The sequence below is a fragment of the Geodermatophilus sp. DF01-2 genome (genome assembly GCF_004571065.1).
Classification (GTDB): domain Bacteria; phylum Actinomycetota; class Actinomycetes; order Mycobacteriales; family Geodermatophilaceae; genus Geodermatophilus.
On sequence record NZ_SPQN01000023.1, the window covers coordinates 20,351 to 44,419 of the forward strand.

Annotated in this window: 20 protein-coding genes; 5 read left to right on the forward strand and 15 right to left on the reverse strand. The window is 74.0% G+C overall.

Annotation, left to right across the window (positions count from 1 at the left end; genetic code table 11):
* Window positions 1–42: 42 nt before the first annotated feature.
* Window positions 43–423 carry a hypothetical protein gene (locus E4P41_RS08745; RefSeq protein ID WP_135140622.1) on the forward strand — a complete coding sequence of 127 codons (381 nt, stop codon included), beginning with the start codon at window positions 43–45 and terminating at the stop codon, window positions 421–423.
* 504 nt (window positions 424–927) lie between these two features.
* Here the strand turns inward: E4P41_RS08745 and E4P41_RS08750 are convergent.
* From E4P41_RS08750 to E4P41_RS08775, 6 genes are all read right to left on the reverse strand, one after another.
* The gene (locus tag E4P41_RS08750; protein ID WP_135140624.1) at window positions 928–1,593 is read right to left on the reverse strand and encodes a regulatory protein RecX; all 666 of its coding nucleotides are present in this window, start codon (window positions 1,591–1,593) and stop codon (window positions 928–930) included.
* A gap of 2 nt (window positions 1,594–1,595) precedes the next feature.
* On the reverse strand, window positions 1,596–2,630 hold the full coding sequence (gene recA, locus E4P41_RS08755; protein ID WP_135140626.1) for a recombinase RecA: 1,035 nt from the start codon (window positions 2,628–2,630) through the stop codon (window positions 1,596–1,598).
* A gap of 316 nt (window positions 2,631–2,946) precedes the next feature.
* Window positions 2,947–3,555 (reverse strand): maleylpyruvate isomerase family mycothiol-dependent enzyme, encoded by a 609-nt coding sequence (locus E4P41_RS08760; protein ID WP_209307609.1) that lies wholly within the window; start codon window positions 3,553–3,555, stop codon window positions 2,947–2,949.
* A 73-nt stretch (window positions 3,556–3,628) separates the two neighbouring features.
* Window positions 3,629–3,823 carry a DUF3046 domain-containing protein gene (locus E4P41_RS08765; protein WP_209307610.1) on the reverse strand — a complete coding sequence of 65 codons (195 nt, stop codon included), beginning with the start codon at window positions 3,821–3,823 and terminating at the stop codon, window positions 3,629–3,631.
* A gap of 159 nt (window positions 3,824–3,982) precedes the next feature.
* Window positions 3,983–5,260, reverse strand: coding sequence for an MFS transporter (locus E4P41_RS08770; RefSeq protein ID WP_135140630.1), 1,278 nt, complete (start codon window positions 5,258–5,260; stop codon window positions 3,983–3,985).
* Between the two features lie 12 nt (window positions 5,261–5,272).
* Window positions 5,273–6,418 (reverse strand): acyl-CoA dehydrogenase family protein, encoded by a 1,146-nt coding sequence (locus E4P41_RS08775; RefSeq protein ID WP_135140632.1) that lies wholly within the window; start codon window positions 6,416–6,418, stop codon window positions 5,273–5,275.
* 87 nt (window positions 6,419–6,505) lie between these two features.
* On the opposite strand from E4P41_RS08775, the gene E4P41_RS08780 reads away from it, so the two are divergent.
* Window positions 6,506–11,104 (forward strand): ATP-dependent helicase, encoded by a 4,599-nt coding sequence (locus tag E4P41_RS08780; RefSeq protein ID WP_135140634.1) that lies wholly within the window; start codon window positions 6,506–6,508, stop codon window positions 11,102–11,104.
* Window positions 11,105–11,329: 225 nt separating this feature from the next.
* A complete protein-coding gene (locus E4P41_RS08785; protein WP_135140636.1) occupies window positions 11,330–12,184 on the forward strand; it encodes a DNA-formamidopyrimidine glycosylase family protein in 855 nt (284 codons plus the stop codon).
* A gap of 97 nt (window positions 12,185–12,281) precedes the next feature.
* Here the strand turns inward: E4P41_RS08785 and E4P41_RS08790 are convergent, their stop codons facing one another.
* Window positions 12,282–13,115, reverse strand: coding sequence for a PspA/IM30 family protein (locus E4P41_RS08790; protein WP_135140638.1), 834 nt, complete (start codon window positions 13,113–13,115; stop codon window positions 12,282–12,284).
* A 151-nt stretch (window positions 13,116–13,266) separates the two neighbouring features.
* Between E4P41_RS08790 and E4P41_RS08795 the strand changes: the two genes are divergently transcribed.
* Window positions 13,267–14,283: a carbohydrate kinase gene (locus E4P41_RS08795; protein WP_135140640.1), complete on the forward strand. Its 1,017-nt coding sequence runs from the start codon at window positions 13,267–13,269 to the stop codon at window positions 14,281–14,283.
* 8 nt (window positions 14,284–14,291) lie between these two features.
* The gene (locus tag E4P41_RS08800) at window positions 14,292–14,762 is read left to right on the forward strand and encodes a GNAT family N-acetyltransferase (protein WP_167760989.1); all 471 of its coding nucleotides are present in this window, start codon (window positions 14,292–14,294) and stop codon (window positions 14,760–14,762) included.
* Here E4P41_RS08800 and E4P41_RS08805 read toward each other — a convergent pair.
* From E4P41_RS08805 to E4P41_RS08840, 8 genes are all read right to left on the reverse strand, one after another.
* On the reverse strand, window positions 14,759–16,408 hold the full coding sequence (locus E4P41_RS08805; RefSeq protein WP_209307611.1) for an alpha-amylase family glycosyl hydrolase: 1,650 nt from the start codon (window positions 16,406–16,408) through the stop codon (window positions 14,759–14,761). The genes E4P41_RS08800 and E4P41_RS08805 overlap by 4 nt on opposite strands.
* Window positions 16,409–16,651: 243 nt before the next feature.
* On the reverse strand, window positions 16,652–17,941 hold the full coding sequence (ugpC, locus tag E4P41_RS08810) for a sn-glycerol-3-phosphate ABC transporter ATP-binding protein UgpC (RefSeq protein WP_135140646.1): 1,290 nt from the start codon (window positions 17,939–17,941) through the stop codon (window positions 16,652–16,654).
* 48 nt (window positions 17,942–17,989) lie between these two features.
* On the reverse strand, window positions 17,990–18,823 hold the full coding sequence (locus tag E4P41_RS08815) for a carbohydrate ABC transporter permease (protein WP_135140648.1): 834 nt from the start codon (window positions 18,821–18,823) through the stop codon (window positions 17,990–17,992).
* Window positions 18,823–19,785: a sugar ABC transporter permease gene (locus tag E4P41_RS08820; RefSeq protein ID WP_135140650.1), complete on the reverse strand. Its 963-nt coding sequence runs from the start codon at window positions 19,783–19,785 to the stop codon at window positions 18,823–18,825. Before E4P41_RS08820 ends, E4P41_RS08815 begins: the two co-directional genes overlap by 1 nt.
* Window positions 19,782–21,125, reverse strand: coding sequence for an extracellular solute-binding protein (locus E4P41_RS08825; RefSeq protein WP_135140652.1), 1,344 nt, complete (start codon window positions 21,123–21,125; stop codon window positions 19,782–19,784). The genes E4P41_RS08820 and E4P41_RS08825 overlap by 4 nt, the downstream gene beginning before the upstream one ends.
* Window positions 21,126–21,295: 170 nt before the next feature.
* Window positions 21,296–22,531, reverse strand: coding sequence for a DUF4032 domain-containing protein (locus E4P41_RS08830; protein ID WP_135140654.1), 1,236 nt, complete (start codon window positions 22,529–22,531; stop codon window positions 21,296–21,298).
* Window positions 22,532–22,672: 141 nt separating this feature from the next.
* The gene (locus tag E4P41_RS08835) at window positions 22,673–23,161 is read right to left on the reverse strand and encodes a TetR family transcriptional regulator (RefSeq protein ID WP_245177204.1); all 489 of its coding nucleotides are present in this window, start codon (window positions 23,159–23,161) and stop codon (window positions 22,673–22,675) included.
* Window positions 23,162–23,402: 241 nt separating this feature from the next.
* Window positions 23,403–23,813: a helix-turn-helix domain-containing protein gene (locus E4P41_RS08840; RefSeq protein ID WP_135140658.1), complete on the reverse strand. Its 411-nt coding sequence runs from the start codon at window positions 23,811–23,813 to the stop codon at window positions 23,403–23,405.
* Between the last annotated feature and the right edge of the window lie 256 nt (window positions 23,814–24,069).

Consider the following 24,069-nt stretch of genomic DNA (forward strand, 5'->3'; position numbering starts at 1 on the left):
CGTGCCCCCGGTCCCGGCCTGGTGCGCCGCACGGAAGCGCCGATGGACGTCGCCCAGGAGTTCGTGGCCCGGCTGCGCGCCTCGGCGCCCGAGTTCGCGACCGCCGCGGGTGCGCAGACCGCCGTCGTGCGGGAGGTCGTCCCGCCCGCTCGGCACCGACGCTCGCGGTGTCGGGTGGTGCTGCGCTCTGCCGACGGCGAGGAGACCGACCTGACCTTCCTCGGGCCGGTGAGCCGTCCGGTCGCCGCGCATCAGCAGGCCTTCGAGGTGCAGATCCGGGCGTGGCTCACCTCCGGTCTCGGCACCGGGGGTAGCTGGCTCGTGGCCGACGACGAGGCGCCGGACGGCATCGCCGTCGACGTCCCCGCGTGGTCGGCGGAGCGTTCGCCGGCTGACGTCCCGGCGCCGCGCTCTGCCGGTTGACGGCCTGCCCTCCCACTCCGCCGGCTGACTTGCCGGCCGGCCGCTTGCCCTCGGGGCGTCCCGGGGCTGATCCGCCTTCCCGACCAGGAGCCAGCGAGGTCGGCCTCGCCGGCGGGAAGCGGAGCGGCAGCCGGGACTCCGACCCGACCTGAAAGAGGACCCCCGGCCCCCCGCCACTCGTAGAAGGACTCTCCCCGAGCCCTCCGTCGAAGGGCCTCCTCCTCCCCACCCCTCGTACAAGGACCCCGTCCTCCCCATCCTTCGCAAGCTCAGCAGAAGGACCCTCCTGCCCCCCGCCACTCGCGAGCTCGCGGCAGGACCCTGCAGGAGGGCCACCGGGACGGGGCCGGCGGTGCCCTGGAGGAGGTCGACGCCAGGAGAGAGCCGGACCGGGAGGGGCCGCCCGGCACCGGCCGGCACGCGCGATCGGTGGCCGGACTGGTCGGGACCGGGTGTGCAGCGGGCCGGTCGGTAGGAAGGGACCGCCACGGCGAGCGTGACCGGTCAGGACAGCCAGGCGTCGAGCCCCTGCTCGCCGTGCGCGCCCGGCTCCTCGGCGTCCTCCCCGGACCGGTCCTCGTCGAGGGCCTCCCGGACCACCCACGCGGCCAGCCCGGCCCCGTAGCCCTTGCGGGCCAGCATGCCCACCAGCCGCCGCTCGGCGGTGGCCCGGTCGAACCGGCGCAGGCCGGACAGGCGGCGCTGCACCAGGCGGCGGGCTGCCTCCCACTCGTCCTGGTCGTCGACGAGGGCGACCGCCTCCTCGGCGACCTCTCCGTCGACGCCCTTGGCGCGCAGTTCGGCCTTGAGCGCCCGCCGTGCCAGGCCGCGGCCCGCCTGCCGGGAGGTCACCCAGGCCCGGGCGAAGGCGGCGTCGTCGATGAGCCCGACCTCGCCGAAGCGATCGAGGACCCGTTCGGCGGCCTCCTCGGGGATTCCCCGTTTGGCGAGCAGGTCGGCCAACTGCTGGCGGGTCTTCGGCGCGCCGGTCAGCGCCCGCAGGCAGATGGATCGGGCGACCTGCTCCGGGTCCCCCGGGTCGTCCTCGGGGTGCGGGCCGCCGGCGGGCAGAGCGGCGCCCGGACCGTCCGGGTCAGGGGACGTTCCGGATCGCCGTCCGCGCCGGCGTCCGGGCGCGGGATGCTCCCGGACCTCGGGCCAGGTGCTCACCGTCAGAAGTCGACCGTGTCGGCCGGGGCGGGCGCGTCGACCTGCGGCCCGATGCCGAGCTTCTCCTTGACCTTCTTCTCGATCTCGTCGGCGAGGTCGGGGTTGTCCCGCAGGAAGGTGCGGACGTTCTCCTTGCCCTGGCCGAGCTGGTCGCCCTCGTACGTGTACCAGGCGCCGGACTTGCGGATGAAGCCCTGTTCGACGCCGGCGTCGATCAGGCCGCCCTCACGGCTGAAGCCGACACCCCACAGCAGGTCGAGTTCGGCCTGCTTGAACGGGGCGGCGACCTTGTTCTTGACGACCTTCACGCGGACCCGGCTGCCGACGGCCTCCGTGCCCTGCTTGAGGGTCTCGATGCGACGCACGTCGAGCCGGACCGACGAGTAGAACTTCAGCGCGCGGCCACCGGTGGTCACCTCCGGGGAGCCGTAGACGACGCCGACCTTCTCGCGCAGCTGGTTGATGAAGATCGCGGTCGTGCCGGAGTTGTTCAGCGCGCCGGTGATCTTGCGCAGCGCCTGGCTCATCAGGCGGGCCTGCAGGCCGACGTGGCTGTCGCCCATCTCGCCCTCGATCTCGGCACGGGGCACGAGCGCGGCGACCGAGTCGATGACGATGATGTCGAGCGCGCCGGAGCGGATGAGCATGTCGGCGATCTCCAGCGCCTGCTCACCGGTGTCGGGCTGGCTGACCAGCAGCGCGTCGGTGTCGACGCCGATCGCCCGGGCGTACTCGGGGTCGAGCGCGTGCTCGGCGTCGATGAACGCCGCGATGCCGCCGGCGGCCTGGGCGTTGGCCACCGCGTGCAGGGCGACCGTCGTCTTGCCGGAGGCCTCGGGGCCGTACACCTCGATGACGCGGCCGCGCGGCAGGCCGCCGATGCCGAGGGCGATGTCGAGGGCGATGGAGCCGGTCGGGATGACCTTGATGGCCTGCGCGGCGTTGTCGCCCAGCCGCATCACCGAGCCCTTGCCGAACTGCTTGTCGATCTGGGCGAGGGCCATGTCGAGGGCCTTGTCGCGGTCGAGCGTTGCCATGGTGCTCACCTTCGGGAAGTCGCGGTGCAGTGTGTGGTCGAGCGGGTCGGTGCCGACGCTAGAGCGGGGGGCTGACACTTCCGGGGGACCCAGCCGACCTGTGGAGGGACGCCCGGCCTGTGGACTGCGGCACCCAATCTAGCCCGAACGTGTGTTCGACTTCCAGCATGACACGCCCATCCGCAGTCGATCGCACGCCGGGACATCCGGCGCACTCGTGTCCCGGGACGAGTGCAGCGGGCCGGTCCACCGGGTCAGTGGCGGAGGTCGACCGTGGGCAGCGGGCCGAGGACGGCGAGACAGTCGAGGTAGGGCGTCACGTCCCCGGTCGACACCACGACCGCAACTGGCCGGCCGACCGCCGGGTGACGAGGGCCCGGGCGAGGTCGAAGTCGGGCGCGTGCAGCACCAGCCCGGCGGTGTCCGGGTCCCCGTGGGTCCAGGTGTCGCCGGCCAGTGCCACCGGAGGGAGGCCGGCGTCGGCGACCCGGCCGTCCAGCCGGCGGGCGAACCGCTCGCGCAGCACCGCCCAGGCAGGCGCGTCGCGGGCACCGGGGACGTCGAGCGCTCCTCGCAGGTCCTGCTCGTGGATGACCACGTCACCGAGCGGTCGGGTACCGTGCCCGGCCATCCAGGCCCGCATCGGGCCGGTCATCTCCGCCCACTCGGAGAGCAGCGTCGCCAGGTCCCTGTCGCGGCGGGTGTCGACCTGCGACTGCGTCCAGGTGGCGTTGTGGTCGTCGGGTTCGTCGCCGGCGAGCACGTCGGCGTCCAGGCCCACGACGTGGGCGAGCAGGTCGCGGACCGTCCAGGCCGGACAGGCCGGTACCCGGCGCTCGGCGTCGGCCACTGGCAGTCCCTGGACCAGCGCGGTCACCCGCTGCTGGGCGCGCACCCGCTCCTCGATCTCGTCCACGGAGTCCACGCGCCCCCCTCACCGGCCACCGGTTCCCCGTGTCCGGCGGCGCAGCCGGCCAATCCCATGCCCGACTGCCCGGTCAGCGGTCCTTGCGCGGGACGTCGAACTCCTCGCAGATCGCCAGCCACACCCGGCGGACCGGCAGGCCGGCCTCGATCGCCTCGACGGCGTTGCGCCCACCCAGGGAGGCGAAGACGTGGTCGCGGGCCACGCTCTCGGCGCGCATGGAGCCGAACTGCTCACCGAGCCGGGACCAGAATTCCTGCAGGCGCACGCCACCGACGCTAGCGCGCATGCACGAGGAGCAGGTGCGCCCCGGGGGCTCCTACCCTGGAGGCGTGATCCCCGGCACCGGCTCCAGCACCCTGGACCTCGTCCTCGAGATCGGGATCGCGCTGGCCCTGCTGGTCCTGCTCATCCTGCTCTACCGCAACTACCGCGGTCGCTGAGCCCCCGGCGCCGGCACGGCCTCCCCGGTGCGCGCCCAGACGACCACCAGCGGGACCACGAGCACGGCCGACACCAGCGCCACCAGGCCGTAACCGCCCACGGCGAGCAACGGCCCGCCGACGACGCCCGCCACGGCGGCGCCCAGCCCCATGAGCAGGTCGGCGCCGCCCTGCGCGGCCGGCCGCCGCTCCTGCCCCACGGACTCGGTGACGAGGGTGGAGCCGGCGATCAGCCCGCAGGACCACCCGAGCCCGAGCAGCAACAACCCCGCCCCCAGCTGGACCGCCGCCCCCGGCGGCGCCGTCCCCGCCAACACGGCCGCCGCCAACAGCAGGGCCGCGGCCACGGCCACCGTCGTCCGGCGGCCGGCCCGGTCGGCCAGCTGTCCGACGAGTGGGGAGAACAGGTACATGCCGGCGACGTGCACGCTGATCACCAGGCCGATGACCCGAAGCGTCGTCCCGTCGCCGTGGCCCATGTGCACCGGGGTCATCACCATCACGCCGACCATCACCGCGTGGGAGACCACGACCGCGGTGAGCCCGAGCCGGCCCCGCGGATCGGCCCAGACGGCGCCGACGGCGGCCGAGGTGGCCCGGCGGGGACGGCCGGCGTCCGCGCCGGCGCCGCGGAGCTGCCGCGCCAGCAGCAGCGGGTCCGGCCGCAGCAGGACGAGCAGACCCAGGGCCACCACGGCGAAGACCGCCACGGAGATGGCGAAGGCGCCGGCCAGGGGTGCCAGTCCGAGGGCGGCGCCGAGCGCCTGGCCAGGTTCCGCCAGGTTGGGGCCGAGGACCGACCCGACCGTCGCTGCCCAGACCACCAGGGACAGCGCCCGCCCGCGGTGCTCCGGAGCGGCCAGGTCGGCTGCTGCGTACCTGGCCTGGAGGCCGCACGCGGTGGCCGCCCCGAAGGCGAACAGGCCCACGAGCAGCAGCGGCAGGGAGCCGACCACCGCGGCGACGACGGTGAGCAGCGCCCCGAGGACGGCGACCGCATACCCGGCCGCCAGCCCGGCCCGGCGACCGGCGCGGTCGCTGATCCGCGCCAGCGGCACGGCGAGGACCGCGGCGCCGAGCACGCCGGCCGTCTGACCGAGCCCGGCCGCGGCGTCGGAGCCGGCCACGTCGCGGGCGAGCAGGCCGCCGACGGTGATGCCGACGGTCACCCCGAGGCCGCTGAGCGCCACTACCCCGCCGAGCACGCCCAGGGTCCGGCGCTGCACCAGCGCCGGGTCGACGGTCCGCGTCTGCACGGTCACGGCCGGGAGGGCCTACAGGCCCATGGAGCGGCCGACGATCTCCCGCATGATCTCGTTGGTGCCGCCGTAGATGGGCTGGATGCGCGCGTCCCGCCAGGCCTTGGAGACCGGGTACTCGTCCATGTAGCCGTAGCCGCCGTGCAGTTGCAGGCAGCGGTCGGCCACCGTGTTCTGCAGCTCCGTCGTCCAGTACTTGGCCATCGCCGCGTCGACCGGGGTGAGCTCCCCGTCGTTGAGCTGCCGGATGCACTCGTCGACGAACGTGCGGGCGATGGTGACCTCGGTCTGCAGCTCGGCGAGGACGAAGCGGGTGTTCTGGAAGCTGCCGACCGGCCGGCCGAAGGCGGTGCGGCCGGTGACGTACTCGACGGTCTGGGCCAGGACGGTCTCGGCCGCGGCCACCGCGCCGACGGCGATGGACAGCCGCTCCTGCGGCAGGTTCTCCATCAGATGCGCGAAACCGCGGTTCTCCGTGCCCAACAGGTTCTCCGCCGGCACGCGCACGCCGTCGAAGAACAGCTCCGCGGTGTCCTGCGCCTTCAGGCCGACCTTCGCCAGGTTCCGGCCGCGGGTGAAGCCCGGCATGTCCCGCTCCACGACCAGGAGGCTCAGGCCCCGGGAGCCGGGGGCGTCGGGATCGGTACGGGCCACGACGATGACCAGGTCGGCGTTGATCCCGTTGGTGATGAAGGTCTTCGAGCCGGTGAGCACCCATCCGTCGCCGTCACGGCGGGCCGTCGTCCGGATGCCCTGCAGGTCGCTGCCGGCCGACGGCTCGGTCATGGCGATGGCGGTGATCACCTCACCGCTGCAGAAGCCGGGCAGCCAACGCTGCTTCTGCTCGTCGGTGCCGAGGTCGCGCAGGTAGGGCCCGGCGACGTCGTTGTGCAGGCTGAAGCCGACGCCGGTCGCGCCGATCCGCATGAGCTCCTCGTCGAGGACCGCCTGGTAGCGGAAGTCGCGGACGCCCCCGCCGCCGTAGCGCTCCTCCATGTCGGTGCCGAGCAGTCCCTGCGCGCCGGCCGAGGTCCAGACCTCCCGCGGCACGATGCCGTCCCGCTCCCACTGGTCGTGGAAAGGGACGACGTTCTTCTCGGCCCAGGCCCGGACCGTCTCCCGGAAATCCTCGTGCTCGGCCTCGTACAGGAAACGGCGCATGCCCGCCAGTGTGCCGCACACCACGTCGGACCCCGACCGCCCCGTGCAGGCCACCGGAGTGTCGTCCCCCTGTGGACACTGGGAGCCGTGCCCGCCCTCGACCGGTTCTCCCAGCCCACCCGGGCCTGGTTCACCGGCGCCTTCGCCGAGCCGACCGCCGCCCAGGAGGGGGCGTGGCAGGCGATCAGCAGCGGAGGGCACGCCCTCGTCGTGGCCCCCACCGGCTCGGGCAAGACCCTCGCGGCCTTCCTCTGGTCGCTGGACCGGCTGGCCAGCGCGCCCGCGCCGGTCGACGAGCGGGCTCGCTGCCGGGTCCTCTACGTCTCCCCCCTCAAGGCGCTGGCGGTCGACGTCGAGCGCAACCTGCGGGCGCCGCTGGCCGGGATCGGCCAGGCCGCGGCCCGGCTGGGCCTCGCGCGCCCGGAGATCCAGGTGGGCATCCGGTCCGGGGACACCCCGGCCGACGAGCGGCGGGCCTTCGCCCGGCGGCCTCCCGACATCCTCATCACCACGCCGGAGTCGCTCTTCCTGCTGCTCACCAGCTCGGCCCGGGAGGCGTTGCGCGGCGTCGAGACGGTGATCGTCGACGAGGTGCACGCGGTGGCCGACACCAAACGCGGCGCGCACCTGGCCGTCTCCCTCGACCGGCTCGACGAGCTACTTGAGCGCCCGGCGCAGCGGATCGGTCTGTCGGCGACGGTGCGCCCGATCGAGGAGATGGCGACCTTCCTCGCCGGCGGCCGTCCGGTGGAGGTGGTCGTGCCCGGTTCGGCCAAGGACTGGGACCTCTCGGTCGTCGTCCCGGTCGAGGACATGAGCTCCCTGGGCCAGCCCACCGGTGAGCTCGACGGCTCGGCGGCGGGCAACCAGCCGCGGACGTCGATCTGGCCGGCGGTCGAGGAGCGGGTGCTCGACCTCGTCCAGGCCCACCGCAGCACCATCGTCTTCGCCAACTCCCGGCGGCTGGCCGAGCGGCTGACCAGCCGACTCAACGAGCTGGCCTACGAGCGGACGACCGGGGAGCCCGTTCCGCCGGCGGCCAACGCCGCTGCGCTGATGTGCGCCCAGGCCGGGTCGGGCGGCGGGGTGCCCGGCGGCGGGCAGCCTGTGGCGGCGGCCCACCACGGCTCGGTCTCCCGCGAGCAGCGGGCGGCCGTCGAGGAGGCGCTGAAGTCCGGCCGGTTGCCGGCGGTGGTCGCCACCTCGAGCCTGGAGCTCGGCATCGACATGGGCGCGGTCGACCTCGTCGTGCAGGTGGAGGCGCCGCCCACGGTCGCCTCCGGACTGCAGCGGGTGGGCCGGGCCGGGCACCAGGTGGGCGCGGTCAGCCGGGGCGTGCTGTTCCCCAAGTACCGCGGCGACCTGGTGCAGTGCGCGCTGGTCGCGGAACGGATGAAGGCCGGCGCGATCGAGTCGATCCGCTACCTGCGCAACCCGCTCGACGTCCTCGCCCAGCAGGTGATCGCGATCGTCTCCGAGCGGCCGCGCACAGTCGACGAGGTCGCCGCGCTGGTCCGCCGGTCGGCGCCGTTCGCCTCGCTGCCCGACTCCGCCCTGCACGCGGTGCTCGACATGCTCGCCGGCCGCTACCCCTCCGACGCGTTCGCCGAGCTGCGGCCGCGACTCACGTGGGACCGGGTCACCGACACCCTCACCGCCCGCGGCGGCGCCCAGCGGCTGGCGGTCACCAGCGGCGGCACCATTCCCGACCGGGGCCTGTTCGGCGTCTTCCTCGTCGGCGGCGAGGGGACCGGGGGACGCCGGGTCGGCGAGCTCGACGAGGAGATGGTCTACGAGTCGCGGGTGGGCGACGTCTTCCTCCTCGGCTCCTCCTCCTGGCGGATCGAGGAGATCACCCACGACCGGGTGCTGGTCAGCCCCGCTCCGGGCCAGCCCGGGAAGATGCCGTTCTGGCACGGCGACGCCCCCGGCCGCCCCTTGGAGCTCGGCCGCGCGCTGGGCGCCTTCCTCCGCGAGGTGGGGACGGCGACGCCCGAGGCCGGGCTCGACCGCGCCCGCGCCGCCGGCCTGGACGAGTGGGGCGCGGCCAACCTGCTGGCCTACCTCGCCGAGCAGAAGCAGGCCACCGGCCACCTGCCCGACGACCGCACGCTCCTGGTGGAGCGCTTCCGCGACGAGCTCGGCGACTGGCGGCTGGTCGTCCACTCCCCCTTCGGCGCCCAGGTCAACGCCCCGTGGGCACTGGTGCTCGCCGCCCGGCTGCGGGAACGCTACGGCGTCGACGTCGCCTCGATGCACTCCGACGACGGCATCGTGCTGCGCCTGCCCGACACCACCGGCGAGCCGCCCGAGGCCGACCTCGCCGTCCTCGACCCGGACGACGTCGAGCGCGAGGTGACCGCCGAGGTCGGCAGCTCGGCGCTGTTCGCCAGCCGGTTCCGCGAGTGCGCGGCGCGGGCGCTGCTGCTGCCCCGCCGCGACCCGCGCCGACGCACCCCGCTGTGGCAGCAGCGCCAGCGCGCCGCCCAGTTGCTCTCCGTGGCCAGCGAGTTCTCCAGCTTCCCGATCACCCTCGAGGCCGCCCGCGAGGTGCTGCAGGACGTCTACGACGTGCCCGGCCTGGTCGAGCTGATGCGCGACGTCCGCTCCCGCCGGGTGCGGGTGGTGGACGTGCAGACGCAGGCGGCGTCGCCGTTCGCCCAGTCGCTGCTGTTCGGCTACGTCGGCCAGTTCCTCTACGAGGGCGACGCCCCGCTGGCCGAGCGCCGCGCCCAGGCGCTCGCCCTCGACACCGGCCTGCTCGCCGAGCTGCTCGGCCGCTCCGAGCTGCGCGAGCTGCTCGACGCCGAGGCGCTCGCCGAGGTGGAGGCGGAGCTGCAGCGGTTGCCGGCCGAGCGCCATCCCCGCGACCCGGACGGCGCCGCGGACCTGCTGCGCATCGTCGGCGACCTCACCCTCGCCGAGGCGGCCGCCCGCGGCGTGAGCCGAGCGTGGCTGGACGAGCTGGTGGCCGCCCGCCGTGCGCTGGCCGTGCGCATCGCCGGCGAGGAGCGGCACGTCGCGATCGAGGACGCCGGGCGGCTGCGCGACGCCCTCGGCACCGCGCTCCCGGTCGGGGTGCCCGAGGTGTTCACCGAGCCGGTGCCCGATCCGCTCGGTGACCTGGTCGGCCGCTACGCCCGCACCCACGGCCCCTTCCAACCCGGCGAGGTGGCGCAGCGGCTGGGGCTGGGCGTCGCCGTGGTGGCCGCGACCGTGCAGCGTCTGGTCGGGACGGGCCGCCTGGTGACCGGCGAGTTCCGTCCCGGCGGCACCGGGCAGGAGTGGTGCGACGCCGACGTGCTCCGGTCGGTTCGCCGGCGCAGCCTGGCCCGGCTGCGACAGGAGGTCGAGCCGGTGCCGATCGGTACCCTCGCGCGGTTCACACCGTCCTGGCAGTCCGTAGGCAGCCGGATGCGAGGGCCGGACGGCGTCCTGGCCGTCGTCGAGCAGCTGGCCGGAGCGCTGGTGCCCGCCAGCGCGCTGGAGTCGCTGGTCCTGCCGGCGCGGGTCCGCGACTACTCCCCCGCGATGCTCGACGAGCTGACCAGCGCCGGCGAGGTGCTGTGGGACGGAGCCGGCGGGCTGCCCGGCGGCGACGGGTGGGTCAGCCTGGTGCCGGCCGACCTCGCCCCGCTGCTGCTGCCCGAGCCACTGGAGCTGCCGGAGGCCGGGGCGACGGTGCTCGAACACCTGGCCGGTGGGCAGGCGCTGTTCTTCCGCGGCCTGTCGGACGCGGCCGGTTCGACCGACGACGCCGCCCTCGCCGACCTCGTATGGGACCTCGTCTGGGCCGGGGCGCTCACCAACGACACCCTGGCGCCGCTGCGCGCCCGGCTCGCCGGCGGCGGCACGCACAAGCGCCGGCCCTCCCCGCCCCGGGCCCGGCTCGACCGGGGCCGCTACGGCCGCACCCGGCTGGGCCGGCCGGCCATGCCGAGCCGCAGCGGGCCGCCCACGATGGCCGGCCGGTGGTCACGGCTGCCCGACCGTGAGGCCGATCCCACCAGGCGGACGACGGCCCGCGCCGAGGCGCTGCTGGAGCGGCACGGCGTCCTCACCCGAGGTGCGGTGATGGCCGAGCAGGTTCCCGGCGGGTTCTCCGCTGTCTACCCCGTGTTGCGGGCATTCGAGGAGAACGGCCGGGCCCGCCGCGGCTACTTCGTGGAGACCCTCGGCGCCGCGCAGTTCGGCACGCCGGGGTCGGTCGACCGGCTGCGCAGCTCAGCCTCGCCCGACCGGGTGCCCGGCGGCGCGGTGGTGCTGGCCGCCACCGACCCGGCCAACGTCTACGGCGCGGCGCTGCCCTGGCCGGAGCGTCCGGGCGGCGACCCGAGCGCGGACACGACCGAGGCGGTCGACGTCGGCGAGGGCGCGGGCGGCGGACGACGGGCCGCCGGGCACCGGGCCGGGCGCAAGGCCGGTGCCCTGGTCGTGCTCGTGGACGGGGAGCTGGTGCTCTACGTCGAGCGCGGCGGCAAGACGCTGCTGTCCTGGACCGAGGACGAGACCGCACTCAAGGAGGCCGCGACGGCGCTGTCCGGCGCGGTGGCCGCGGGTGCGCTGGGCCGGATGGTGGTGCAGAAGGCCGACGGGACCTCCGTGCACGAGTCGACCCCGCTCTCGGCCGCACTCCAGGCGGCCGGTTTCGCCGCCACCCCCCGCGGCCTGCGCCTGCGGAGCTGAGCGCCACTCCGCGGTGGCCTGGTCGCGCGGGGAGTGTGGTCAGCGGTCGACCACGGACGACGCCGGCCACGGTGCCGGGCTCGGCTGGAGCGACCGCCTGGCGACCTCGTGCGGGTCATCCCCGAGCGGAGCGGCCACGCCTCCCTCGGCGCCGGCCCCCGTCCTCCTTCCTGTCGGTCTCGCAGCAGCTCAGCGGCCGGCGCGCCGTCCATGGACACTGGCACCGTGCCCGAGGGAGACACCGTCTGGCTGGCCGCGAAGCGGTTGGACACCGCGCTCGCCGGCGCCACGCTGCGCCGGGGGGAGCTGCGGGTGCCGCAGCTGGCCGCCACCGACCTCGCCGGCCGCACGGTCACCGAGGTCGTCCCCCGCGGCAAGCACGTGCTCATCCGCTTCGCCGACGGGTGGACCCTGCGGACCCACTTCCGGATGGACGGCAGCTGGCACATCTACCGGCCGGGTACCCGATGGCGGGGCGGCCCGGCCTTCGCCGTGCGCGCGGTCCTGGCCACCGACGCGTGGGAGTGCGTCGGCTACCGGCTGCACGACATCGCGATGGTGCGCACCGAACAGGAGGACCAGCTCGTCGGCCACCTCGGCCCCGACGTCCTCGGCGCCGACTGGGACCTCGAGGAGGCGCTGCGCCGGCTGCGAGCCTCCCCCGACGAGCAGGTCGGCGTGGCGATCCTGGACCAGCGCAACCTGGCGGGCATCGGCAACCTCTACAAGGTCGAGTCGCTGTTCCTCTGTGGCGTCCACCCGTGGGCACGGGTGGGCGACGTCGCCGACCTCGCCGGGTTGGTCGAGCGGGCGCGCACCCTCATGCTGGCCAACCGCGACCATCCGGAGCAGAGCACGACCGGGGACCTGCGCCGTGGCCACCACCACTGGGTCTACGGCCGCGAGGACCGCCCCTGCCGGCGCTGCGGCACGTCCGTCCTGCGCGGCGACCAGGGCCCGGATCTGCAGGAGCGGGTCAGCTACTGGTGTCCGCGCTGCCAGGCCGCCCGCTCCCCCATCGACCCGGCCGCCCGCACCGGCGAGCCCGGTCACCCGCCCCCGCTCACGAGCACCCACTGAAGCCGCGGGCCCGGTTCCGCACGGGAACCGGCCTCGCGTGTGTGGCCACCCTTCAGGGGCCCGCGCCGAGCTGCGGGGCGCGGGGGAAGCAGTCCTTCTACTGCTGGTCGGGGCGGTCGGCCGGCTGGGCCGCCGCCTGACCGGTGGACGTCGGCACCGACGGCGTCCCCTCCTCCAGCGCCGGAGAGGCGGCCTGGCCGGTCACCGCCGACTGACCCATCGACGCGCGGATCTGGTCGAGCCGGGAGGCGCCGGCGACGTCCAGCGTCGCCCTCTGTACCTCGAGCATCCGGCCCTCGACCGACGTCTGCGCCAGCTCGGCCTGTCCGAGGGCGTTGGCGTAACGGGCCTCCACCTTGTCCCGCACCTCCGCCAGGCTCGGCGTGTTGCCCGGCGCAGACAGCTCGTTGACCTGCTTGAGCGACGCCGCCACGTGCTCCTGCATCTTGGCCTGCTCGAGCTGGCTCATCAGCTTGGTCCGCTCGGCGAGCGTCGTCTGCAGCCGCATCCGGCTCTGCTCGACCGCACCGCGCGCCTGCTCGGCTGCCTGCAGCGCCTCGTCGTGGCTGCGCTTGAGATCCTCCATCGCCTGTTCGGCGGCGACCAGCTGGGTGGCGAACGCCTGCGCGGCGTTCTCGTACTCCGCCGCTTTGGGCGCATCCCCGCCGGCGCGCGCCTGGTCGGCCAGCACCAGCGCCTGCCGCGCGGAGGCCTGCAGCTTCTCCACCTCGCCGAGCTGCCGGTTGAGCCGCATCTCCAGCTGTCGCTGATTGCCGAGCACCGCCGCCGCCTGGTTGGCCAGGGCCTGGTGCCGCTGCTGCTCCGCCTCGATCGCCTGCTGGATCTGGATCTTCGGATCGGCCTTCTCGTCGATCTTCGCGTTGGCGGAGGCCGTGAGGTACCTCCACAGCTTCACGAACGGGTTCGGCATCGGTCGGTCCTCCTGCGCAGGTCGCGGTCGTCCGCGGGTGGTACCCGCCCGGCGCACCGCAGCGATCGTCGTCACCCGTGATCGTCCCAGGTGCGGCCGCGCGCGAGCCAGCGAGGACGTGTGGGACCGGTCCACTCGTTAGGGTCGCAGCGTGGCCAGCGTCCGCCCGGTGCTCAGTGTCCTCGGCGAGCTCGTCGTCGACTTGCTGCCCGATGTCGCCGCCGGTGCCGGCCCTTCCGGCACGACGCCGCACTACGTCGCCCGGCCCGGTGGTAACGCCCTCAACGTCGCCGTCGCGGCGGGCCGCCTCGGCGTCCCGGTGCGGCTGCTCGCGCGGCTGGGCACCGGGCCGCTGGCCCCGGGGCTGCGGCGGCACGTGGAGCTGGCCGGCGTCGACCTCGCCGGGCTGGTGCCGGCCACCGAGCCGGTCAGCCTCGCCGTGGTGGGGCTGGGCCCCGACGGCTCGCCGGACTACGGCTTCCACGTCCAGGGCGCGGCCGACTGGCAGTGGACCGACGAGGAACTGGCCGCCGTCCTGCCGGCGGGGACGGCGATCCTGCACGTCGGCTCCATCTCCAGCTGGACGCCGCCCGGCTGCGAGGCGATCGCCCGGCTGGTCGAGGCGGTGGCGGCCGAGGGCAGCGCGCTGGTCAGCGTCGACCCCAACATCCGGCCGATGCTCGCCGGCGGCCGCGTGGGGACGGCGCTGGGCAACTCGCCGGCCGAGGTGCGCGCGCGTCTGGACCGGCTGCTGTCCCGGGCCGACGTGGTCAAGGTCAGCGCCGAGGACCTCGCCTGGCTCGAGCCCGAGGCGCAGGGCGACCTCGACGGGGCGGCGCTGCGCTGGGCCGACCGCGGCGTCGCCCTGGTGCTGCTCACCGACGGTGGGGCGCCGCTGCGCATCGCCCGGCCCGGCCGGAACCTGCTGCGCCGCGAACCGCCCCGGGTGGACGTCGTCGACACCGTGGGCGCCGGTGACTCGCTCGCCGCGGGGCTGTTCGCCGGACTGCTCGACGCCGGGGTCACCACGCGCCCGGCGCTGGAGCAGCTACCCGACGAGGAGCTGCTGCCGATCGTCGACGACGCTGCCCTCGTCGCCGCCCTGAACTGCACCCGCGAGGGCGCCGACCCGCCGACCCGCGACGAGCTGGCCGCGGCCCGCCGGTGAGCCATCCCGTGCCGCCGCCCGACGAGGTCGCGCTGGTGGGCTTCGCCGAGCTGTCGGCTCCCGTCGTCCGCGCCCGCCTGCTCGCCGCGCACGACCGGTTCTGGGACGTCGACACCCGGCCGCTGCACCACCCGGTGTGGTTCGACCAGTTCGGCGGGTTCGGCACGCTGGCCCGCAGCGCCGGCGGCGAGGACGTCGGCTACCTGCTCGGCGTGGTCACCGCCGACCGGCTGGCGTACCTGCACCTGCTCGCCGTGCGGGACGACCGGCGCCGCACCGGCCTGGGTCGTCGGCTGGTGCGGCGGTTCGACGAGCTGGCCATGGACACCGGGGCACGCGTCGTCCAGGCGGTCGCCCGGCCCGGGAACACCGCCGCGGTCGCGTTCCACACCGCACTCGGTGCCAGCGCACACCTGGCGCAGGACCGCGCGGGGCCGGGCGAGGACCGCCTGGTCCTCACCCGCTTCCTGACCCGCTAGCCACCCACCAACCAGACGGCCGTGTCCGGGGGCACTTCGCCGGCCATCGCCTCGCTGGTCAGCGCCGGCTCACCCTGGCCGGCCAGCGGCACCGGCCGGGCGCTCAGGTTCACGACACACCGGAAGCGCGGCCCGCGGTCGAACGCCAGCACGTCGTCTCCGAGATCCTGCCAGGTCAGCGGCTCGTCGTCGGCCAGGCCGGGCAGGCTGCGGCGCAGCCGCAGCGCGCTCCGGTACAGCGACAGGGTCGACGCCGGGTCGTTCCGCTGCGCGGCGACGGTCAGCTCCCGCCACTCCTCCGGCTGGGGCAGCCACGGTCGGACGCCGTCCGTGGTGAAGCCGAACGGCGGCCGGTTCCCCGACCACGGCAGCGGCACCCGGCAGCCGTCGCGGCCGCGCGCCGTGCGCCCGGAGCGCTCCCACGTGGGGTCCTGGAGGACCTCCTCGGGTAGGTCCTCCACCTCGGGAAGGCCGAGCTCCTCGCCCTGGTACAGGTAGGCCCCGCCCGGCAGGGCGAGCGTCAGCAGGATGGCAGCCCGGGCCCGCCGGAGCCCGAGTGCGCGATCGACCGGGGACGCCGGATCGAAGCCCATGGGTGCCGCGCCGCTGCGCGCCCGGCCGAACCGGGTGACGTGCCGGGTCTCGTCGTGACTGGAGAGCACCCAGGTGACAGGCGCGCCGACCGGTGCCAGGGCGGCCAGGGTCCCGTCGACGGCGGCCCGGATGGTGGTCGCGTCCCAGGGGGCCCTGAGGTAGTCGAAGTTGAAGGTCGTGTGCAGCTCGTCCGGTCGCACGTAGCGGGCCAGCCGCTCGGGCCCGTTCACCACCGCCTCGGAGACGAGCAGCCGGTCGCCGTCGTACCCCTCGGCGATCTTCCGCCAGTGCCGGAAGACCTCGTGCACCTCGTCACGGTCCCAGTGCGGGTTGTCCACCCAGCGACTCGATTCGAACAGGGCCCCGGGTCCGTGACCTGCGTCGGGGAGGCCGGGGGCCTTGGCCATGGCGGGCGCCGCGTCGACCCGGATGCCGTCGACCCCGCGGTCGAGCCAGAAGCGGACGATTCCGTCGAACTCCTCCCACACCGCCGGCTCGGCCCAGTCCAGGTCCGGCTGCTCCGGGGCGAAGAGGTGCAGGTACCACTGGCCCATCCGCCCGTCGGGCTCCCGCACGCGCGTCCAGGCCGGCCCGCCGAACGCACTGACCCAGTCGTTGGGTGGCGCCTGCCCGCCGTCCCGGCCGTCCCGGAAGAAGTAGCGGGTGCGCTCGGGTGCGCTCGGTCCGCCGGCGACGGCTGCGCGGAACCACGGGTGTTCGGCGGAGGTGTGGTTGGCGACGAGGTCGACGACCAGCCGCAGGCCCACGCCGTGGGCCTCGGCCAGCAGCGCATCGACCTCGCCCAGGGTGCCCAGCCGCGGGTCGATGTCGCGGTGGTCGCTGACGTCGTAGCCGCCGTCGGCCATCGGCGATGGGTACCACGGGGTCACCCAGATGGCGTCGACGCCCAGGTCGGCCAGGTACGGGAGCCGGCTGCGCAGCCCGTTGACGTCACCGGTGCCGTCGCCGTCCGAGTCCGCGAAGCTGCGCAGGTAGACCTCGTAGACGACCGCCGTCCGCCACCACGGACGGCGGTCGTCCGGAGTGTGCACTGTCCGGGCTCCCTCCAGGGCGTCCCCGAGTTCGGCCCCGTCCCGGGCCCCGCCGGCCCCGTCCCGGGCCCCGCCCTGAGAACTGAGCCTGCGGAAGAGTCGGGAGGACGGGGTCCTGCTACGAAGGGTGGGGAGGACGGCGGTCCCCCTCCAGGGTCCCCGGACCTCTCCTCGTGTGCCCTGAGCTTCTTGCGAAGGGCTCGGTAAGAGGGTCCTTCTACGAGGGACGGGGGCAGGGGGGTCTCAGGCGGCGCCGGCCCGGTGCGCGCCGGTGCCGCTGTCGTCGCTGATCGTGTGGCCCTGGCTCTGCGCCTCCTGGACCTGCTCGACCCGGTCCTCGTTGGCCAGCTGGGTGAGCCGGGCGCCGGCCTCGGCGTCACGGGTCAGGTTCTCGCCGGACTGCGGGTCGAAGACGTGGACCTTTCGGCTGTCCAGCCAGAACTCCGCCTCACGGCCCTCGCGGATCCGGCTGGTCGCGTCGATGGAGACGATGGCCTGGGTGCGCAGAGCCTCGGAGTCCAGCTCGCGGGACAGGTCGCGCAGCTGGTCGCGGATGGCGTCCGGAGCGTCGTAGGGGATGTAGGCGTACTGCGAGTCGCCCAGCCACTCGGTGACGTCGACGCGGGCCCGGAAGACCGACCCGAGCGGGCGCTTGGCCTCGTCGACGAGGGAGGCGTCCTCGAAGTACTCCGGCCGGATGCCGACCAGCAGCAGGTCGCGACCCTGCACCGCGGCGGCCCGGCGTTCGTCGAGCTCGATCGGCCCGAACGGCGTCTGCAGCCGGTTGCCCTCCAGGGTGGCGGGCAGGAAGTTCATCGGCGGAGAGCCGATGAAGCCGGCGACGAACAGGTTGACCGGCTGCTCGTAGAGCTCCCGCGGGGAGGCGACCTGCTGGATCTTGCCCTTGCGCAGCACGCAGACCCGGTCCCCGAGGGTCATGGCCTCGGTCTGGTCGTGGGTGACGTACACGGTCGTGATCCCCAGCCGACGCTGCAGCCGGGAGATCTCGGTGCGCATCTGGCCACGCAGCTTGGCGTCGAGGTTCGACAACGGCTCGTCGAAGAGGAACGCCTCCGCCTGACGCACGATCGCCCGGCCCATCGCCACCCGCTGCCGCTGGCCACCGGAGAGGTTGGCCGGCTTGCGGTCCAGGTGCTCGTTCAGCTCGAGGACATCGGCGGCCTCGGTGACCCGGCGCCGCACCTCGTCGTCAGGCGTCTTGGACAGCCGCAGAGGAAAGGCGATGTTCTCGTACACGCTCATGTGCGGGTAAAGGGCGTAGTTCTGGAACACCATCGACAGGTTGCGGTCGCGCGGCGCGAGGTCGTTCACGCGCTTGCCGCCGATGACCATGTCGCCGCTGGTGATGTCCTCCAGCCCGACGATCATCCGCAGCAGGGTCGACTTCCCGCAGCCGGACGGGCCGACGAGGATCATGAACTCGCCGTCGGCGATGTCCAGGCTCACGTCGTTCACTGCGGGGAAGCCGTCGCCGTACTGCTTGACGATGTTCCTCATCTCGATGGAGGCCATCAGATCTCGTCCCCTCGGTGGGTAGGTGGGGTGCGCAGCATCGTCGGGTCAGCCCTTGACCGCGCCGTTGGTGAGACCGGCGACGATGCGCCGCTGGAAGAGCAGGACCAGGATCACGACCGGAATCGTGACGACCACGGCCGCCGCGGCCGTGACCGTCGTCGGGTCCTCGAACTGCGAGGCGCCGGAGAACAGGCCCAGCGCCGCCGGGACCGGGCGAGCCGCGTCCGTCGAGGTCAGGGAGATGCCGTAGATGAAGTCGTTCCAGGCGATGAAGAAGGCGATGATCGCCGTGGTGAACACGCCCGGCGCGGCCAGCGGGACGATGACCTTCCGGAACGCCTGCCAGGTCGTCGCGCCGTCGACCTGCGCCGCCTGCTCCATCTCCCAGGGGATCTCCCGGAAGAATGCCGACATCGTCCAGATGGAGATCGGCAGGGTCAGCGACAGGTACGGGATGATCAGGCCGGGCCAGGTGTCGTAGAGCCCGATCTGCCGCCACACGTTGAACAGCGGCGTCACGATCGAGATCACCGGGAAGATCGCCACGGCCAGCGCGGTCGACAGGATGAGCGTCTTGCCCGGGAAGTCCAGCCGCGCGATGGCGTAGGCCGCGAACATGGAGAGCACGGACGCGATCGCCGTGGCGATCAGGACGATGCCGAAGGAGTTGCGCAGCGCCGGCAGGAAGAGGTCGCTCGCGGTGCCGGTGAAGATGTCGGCGTAGTTCGACCAGGTCGGCTGCGTGGGCAGGAACTGGCCGGTGGCGATGTCCGTCGGCGCCTTGAACGACAGCGACACGATCCAGGCGATGGGAAAGAGGCAGTAGACGAGGATCAGGATCCCGCCGACCATCCACCACGTCTTCTCTCGCCGCGACATCAGCGGTCCCCCCTGGCCTGCGCCAGATCGACTTTGAAGCCCTTGATGAAGCCGAGAGCGATGATCACCACGGCGAGGAACAGCAGCACCGACACCGCCGACCCCAGGCCGATCTCCAGCCGGGCGATCGTCTGGCGGTAAGCGAGGAACGACACGGACTCGGTCCCGTTGGCGCCGGCGGTCATGATGAAGATCGAGTCGAAGATGCGGAACGCGTCGAGCGTCCGGAACAGGAGCGCCACCATGATCGCTGCCTTCATGTTCGGGATCGTCACCTTCCACATCCGCTGCCACCAGGTGGCGCCGTCGACCTTGGCGGCCTCCTGCAGCACGTCGGGCACCTGAGCCAGACCGGCCAGGAGCAGCAGGGAGATGAACGGTGTGGTCTTCCAGATCTCGGCCAGGCAGATGACCAGCAGCGCCGACCAGGTGCCGCCGAACCAGTCGGTGTCGGTGCCGACGCCGGGCAGCCAGGCGAACCAGCTGTTGACGAACCCGGTGTTGATGTCGAACGCGAACTGCCAGGCGAGCGCCGACACCACGGTGATGACGGCGTACGGGATGAGGATCGCCGCCCGGACGACCGGCCGGATCGACCGGAGCGCCTTGGCCATCACCAGGGCCAGGGCGAATCCGAGGATGAGCTCCACGAAGACGGTGACCACGGTGATGAAGAGGGTGACGCCGAGGGCCTGCCACCACAGCGGGTCGGTGAGGATGACCCCGTAGTTGGAGAGCCCGATGAAGTCCCGGTTGGCCGGATCGGTGAGCCGGTAGGAGAACAGCGATTCGTACACCGCCTGGAGGATCGGATAGGCGGTCACCGCCAGCATCACGAAGAAGGCGGGGCCGGCGAGCAGCCAGCCGAGCCGCCGTTCGGCGCGTGAGCGGTCGCTGATCGTCCCGTGCGGCGCGGAGACCGGCTGGGTCTTCTCCCGTGGGGGGAGGGTCGTCGTGGTCACAGCAGCTGCTCCCCTGCGAGGACGGCTCGGATCAGTTCCGCGGCCTGCTCACCGGTGACCCCGGGGGTCACCGAGCTCGGCGGGTGGTAGGTGCGCTGGATGCTCCCGGAGATCTCGTTGTAGTAGACCGTCTGCGGCCGTGGTGCCGCCATCTCCAGGGACTCCCGGATGACGGGGGCCTGCGGGAACACCTCCAGCACCGCCGGGTCGTCGTAGACCGGGATGGAGGACGCCGGGTTGCCGTTGGTGATGAAGTAGTAGGCCTGGTTCTCGTCCGAGACGATGCACTCGGCGGCCTCGAAGGCCAGCTCCGGAGCGGGGCTGAAGGCGCCGATGCCGAGGTTGATCCCGCCGTAGGGTGGCGCTGCCGGCTCGTCCGGGTTCACCCGCGGGTAGATGGTCCAGCCGTAGTCCTCCGGCACCGAGGGGTCGAGGGTCCCGGCCTCGACGGCGGACAGTGCCCGCGGCCACACGAACGGCCAGTTCACCATGAACCCGCCGTCGTCGCTCTCGAACCCGACCACGCTGGCGTCCTCACCGGCGGTCGAGAACGCCGGGCCGGCGACGCCGCTCTCGGCGACGAGCTGGATGACCTCGGCTGCGCTCACCGCCGCCTCGGACGCCAGACCCAGCTCGATGTTCTCGGGGTCCTCGGCCTTGTCCGTGATGATGGAGCCACCCGCCGACTCGATCAGGGCGTTGACCCAGACCGTCAGCGCCTCCGCGCGGATCCCCTGCGCGCCGAGCAGCGTGTCGGTCGCCGCCGAGGCCTCCACCAGCTGCTCCCAGGTGACCGGCTGGCTGAAGTCCAGACCGGCCTCCTCCGCGACGGACTGCCGGTACCACAGGAGCTGGGTGTTGGCCCAGAACGGGACCGCCACGACCTCGCCGTCCCAGGTCGAGCCCTCGACGGCGCTCTCCACGACGTCCTCGGTGACCCGCTCGGCGACGTCCTCGGGCACCGGGGCGAGGAACCCGGCCTCGGCGAACTCCGGGATGTAGGGCGGGTCGAGGCTCATCAGGTCGATCGACTCGTCGTTCGCGGCGAGGCGGCGGATGAGCTGCTCGCGCTGCTGGGAGGACTCGCGAGGCAGCTGGGCGACCTCGATCGAGTAGGCCCCGTCGGCCGCCTCGGTGCACCGCTGGGCGATCTCGGCCTGGCCGCCGGAGTCGGGGTTGATGTACCAGGTGAGGACGCTCGGGTCGCCCGGGCCACCGCCGCACGCGGTGAGTGTCGAGGCCAGGACCGCCGCCGCGGCGGCACCGCCCAGCGACCGTCTCCGTCCCGGGACACCAGCTCGGCCGAGCGGTCCGCCTCTGCCACTTCTCGACACCGTCATCCGCCTCCGTTGGCGAGTAGCTGATCCCGGTCACCGCGGTTTTCGTACCGTGGCCCAGGTCACCAAGGGTGTCAACTCGAGCGAGACCGGTCCGTGACCGACGCCTGCACGGCCCCCTTGCAGGGTCCCGCCGCGGGCCTGTGAGCGGTAGGGGGCAAGGGTCTCCTTCCTCAGTCCCGGCCGCCCACGATCACCGACGGCGTGGTCAGCTCCTTGGGCGTCCGGGGCAGCACCGTGTCGAAGTAGGAGCGTGCGGCCCGCGTCGTCCCGACGTCGTGACCGGCCCTCTCGGACAGGAACCAGCGGTGCTCGAGGATTTCGTGGAAGACCTCGGCCGGCGCCAGCCGGCCGACGAGGTCCGGCGGGATCGCCTCGACGACGGGGTGGTAGGCCTCGGCCAGCCACCGGTAGCCGGCCACGGTCTCGGGGACGGGGGTGCCGATCTTCTGCTCGACGGTGGCCCGGTAGGCGCGCAGGTCGTTGAGCAGCCGACGCGCCTGGCGCTCCTGCACCTCCAGGCCGGTCAGCCGGAACAGCTCCCGGCGGTTCTGCCCCGGTTCGGCGACCCGGGTCTCGACGCGCAGCCGGGCGCCGCCCTGCGGGTCGGTCACCAGCTCGATCTCGCCGACGTCGAACCCCAGGTCGTTGAGCCGCTGCAGCCGCTCGGCCACTCGCTGGCGCTGCTCGTCCAGCGCGAAGACCTCCTCGCGGGTCACCTCGTGCCACAGCGCCGCGTAGCGCACCGGTAGGCTGTCGGCGACCTCGATCGGGTCGACGTCCACCGGCAGCAGCTCGCCGAACTGCAGGTCGAGCAGCTCGGCCCCCACCCGCTCCCGGGCGAGGTCGACGTCGTAGTGGCGCTGGCCCGGGCTGAGCTCCAGGTGCCGCTCGGAGGTCTCGGCGTCGACGAGGTAGGCGGTGAACGCGCCGGCGTCGAGCCGGAACAGGGTGTTCGACAGCGAGCAGTCGCCCCAGAAGACGCCGGCCAGGTGCAACCGCACCAGCAGCACCACCATGGTGTCGAGCAGCTGGTCGGCGGAGTGGTCGCCATAGGGGCGGGAGAACAGGTACCGGTAGGACATCGAGTACTCGAGGTACCGGGTGACCAGGACGGCGTCCTGGCCCCCGGGGCGGTCGACGCAGATGCCGAGGACCGACACCGACGGCAGCCCCTCCTCCTCGAACTGACCGAGCAGCGCGTACTCGTGCCGGGCCAGCGGCTCGGAGATCTCCTTGAGCGCGTAGACGTGGCCGTCCTGCGCGGTGAAGCGGACGACGTGCCGGGAGATGCCGCGCTGGGGGACCTCGAGCAGGAGCTCGGGGTCCCACTGCTCGAGCGGAAGGTGCCACGGCAGGCTCAGCAGGCCCGCGCCGTCGGTGGCCGGTGGCCGGAAGAGGTACCGCACGACGAGCTCCGTTGGTCGCAAGAGCAGCCGACGCCCCGGCGGGGCGGTGTCGGGTCGTCACCCTCCCACGCCGGACCGGTCCGGCGCGCGGCCGGGCGGGATGCGACAGCGGAGGCCCGCGGAGCCGGTCGGCCGGTCGGGTCAGCTGGCCGCGAGGAGACCGGCGAGCCGGGCGGCGCCGGCCCGGCGGATCCGCGGCTCCCCGGGCTGGAGCACCAGGCCGAGCAGCCAGCGCGCCGCGAGCTCGGCGGCGTCGGGCTCGACCCGTAGCGCCCTGGCCAGCCGGCTCACGTGCTCCGCCCAGCGCTCGGGGGCCGCCGCCAGCAGCCCGGTCAGCACGTCCGGCTCGTCCCGCGCCAGCCGGCGCAGCACCGGGTGGCCGGCGACCTCGTCGGCCAGCACCCGGAGGGCCGCGTCCGGGGGCAGCTCACCGGCCAGCGCGGAGAGCCGGTCCAGCTCGGCGGCGAGCAGCGCGCGGGCCACCTCCTCCTTGGTCCGGAAGTGGTTGTAGAGAGTCGCCTTGGCCACCCCGGCCGCGGCCGCCACCGACTGCATGGTGCTGCCGCGCAGCCCGTACCCGGCGAACGTCCGCGCGGCGCCGTCGAGCAGGCCGGCGCGGGTGCGTCCCATGGCGTTGCCACCGCGGGTGTGCGCCCCGCGCACGTGGGTGGGGGCGCGCGGCGCCCATCCCGGCGCAGCGGAGTCTCCAGGGATCGGTCCGACCGTCGCCATGGTTCCTGTCTGGCACCGCGGGCGCGGGTGGTCAAGTGGCAGGCTCCCGGCCCTCTCGCAGGCTCGGGCACGCCCTGGAGCGGGCCATTCGAGCGCTCGGAGTGCCCAGGAGGGGGCGGCGGTCGGGGCCGGCCGCGGCTCAGGCGGCCAGCGACACCGCGCCGGTCGGCTGTCCGGCGGCGCGGACCGGCGCGCCGACCAGCGCCAGCGCAGGCTCGGCGGCCGGCTGTTCGCCGGATCCGGCCACTGCGGCCTTCTCCCCCTCGGCGGGCGCGCCGGCGGTGTCGGCGGCGGGGACGAGCGGGCGGAGCCGGCCGTCGGCACCACGCAGGCCGAGGCTCACCTCGGCGAGCAGGTCGGCGAGTTCGACGTCGAGGGCGCCGCAGATCGAGGCCAGCAGCTCGGAGGACGCCTCCTTCTGCCCCCGCTCGACCTCGGAGAGGTAGCCCAGGCTCACCCGGGCGGCTCCGGAGACGTCGCGCAGCGTCCGCCGCTGGCGCAGCCGGTGGCCGCGCAGGGTCGTCCCGAGCTGGGTGCGCAGCAGCGTCATCGCCGTCTCCTGTCCTGCCTCTGCGAGAAGCGGCGGCACCCACGGAGGGTGCCGTGCGCTCACGGTACGCGGCGGCACTGACGGCCACCGCGCCATGCCGGGCGCGTCCGCTGTGGGCGTAACGCCCTCGGCTGTGGGCCCCTTCCCCGGCCCTCCAGGGCGGACCCGAGCCTGCGAGGGCAGTGAGGAGGGGGTCCCTTCTCAGGCGGCCGCGTCGGTGCGCGGCCCGCCCGCCGGCCCGCCCGCCGGCCCGGCC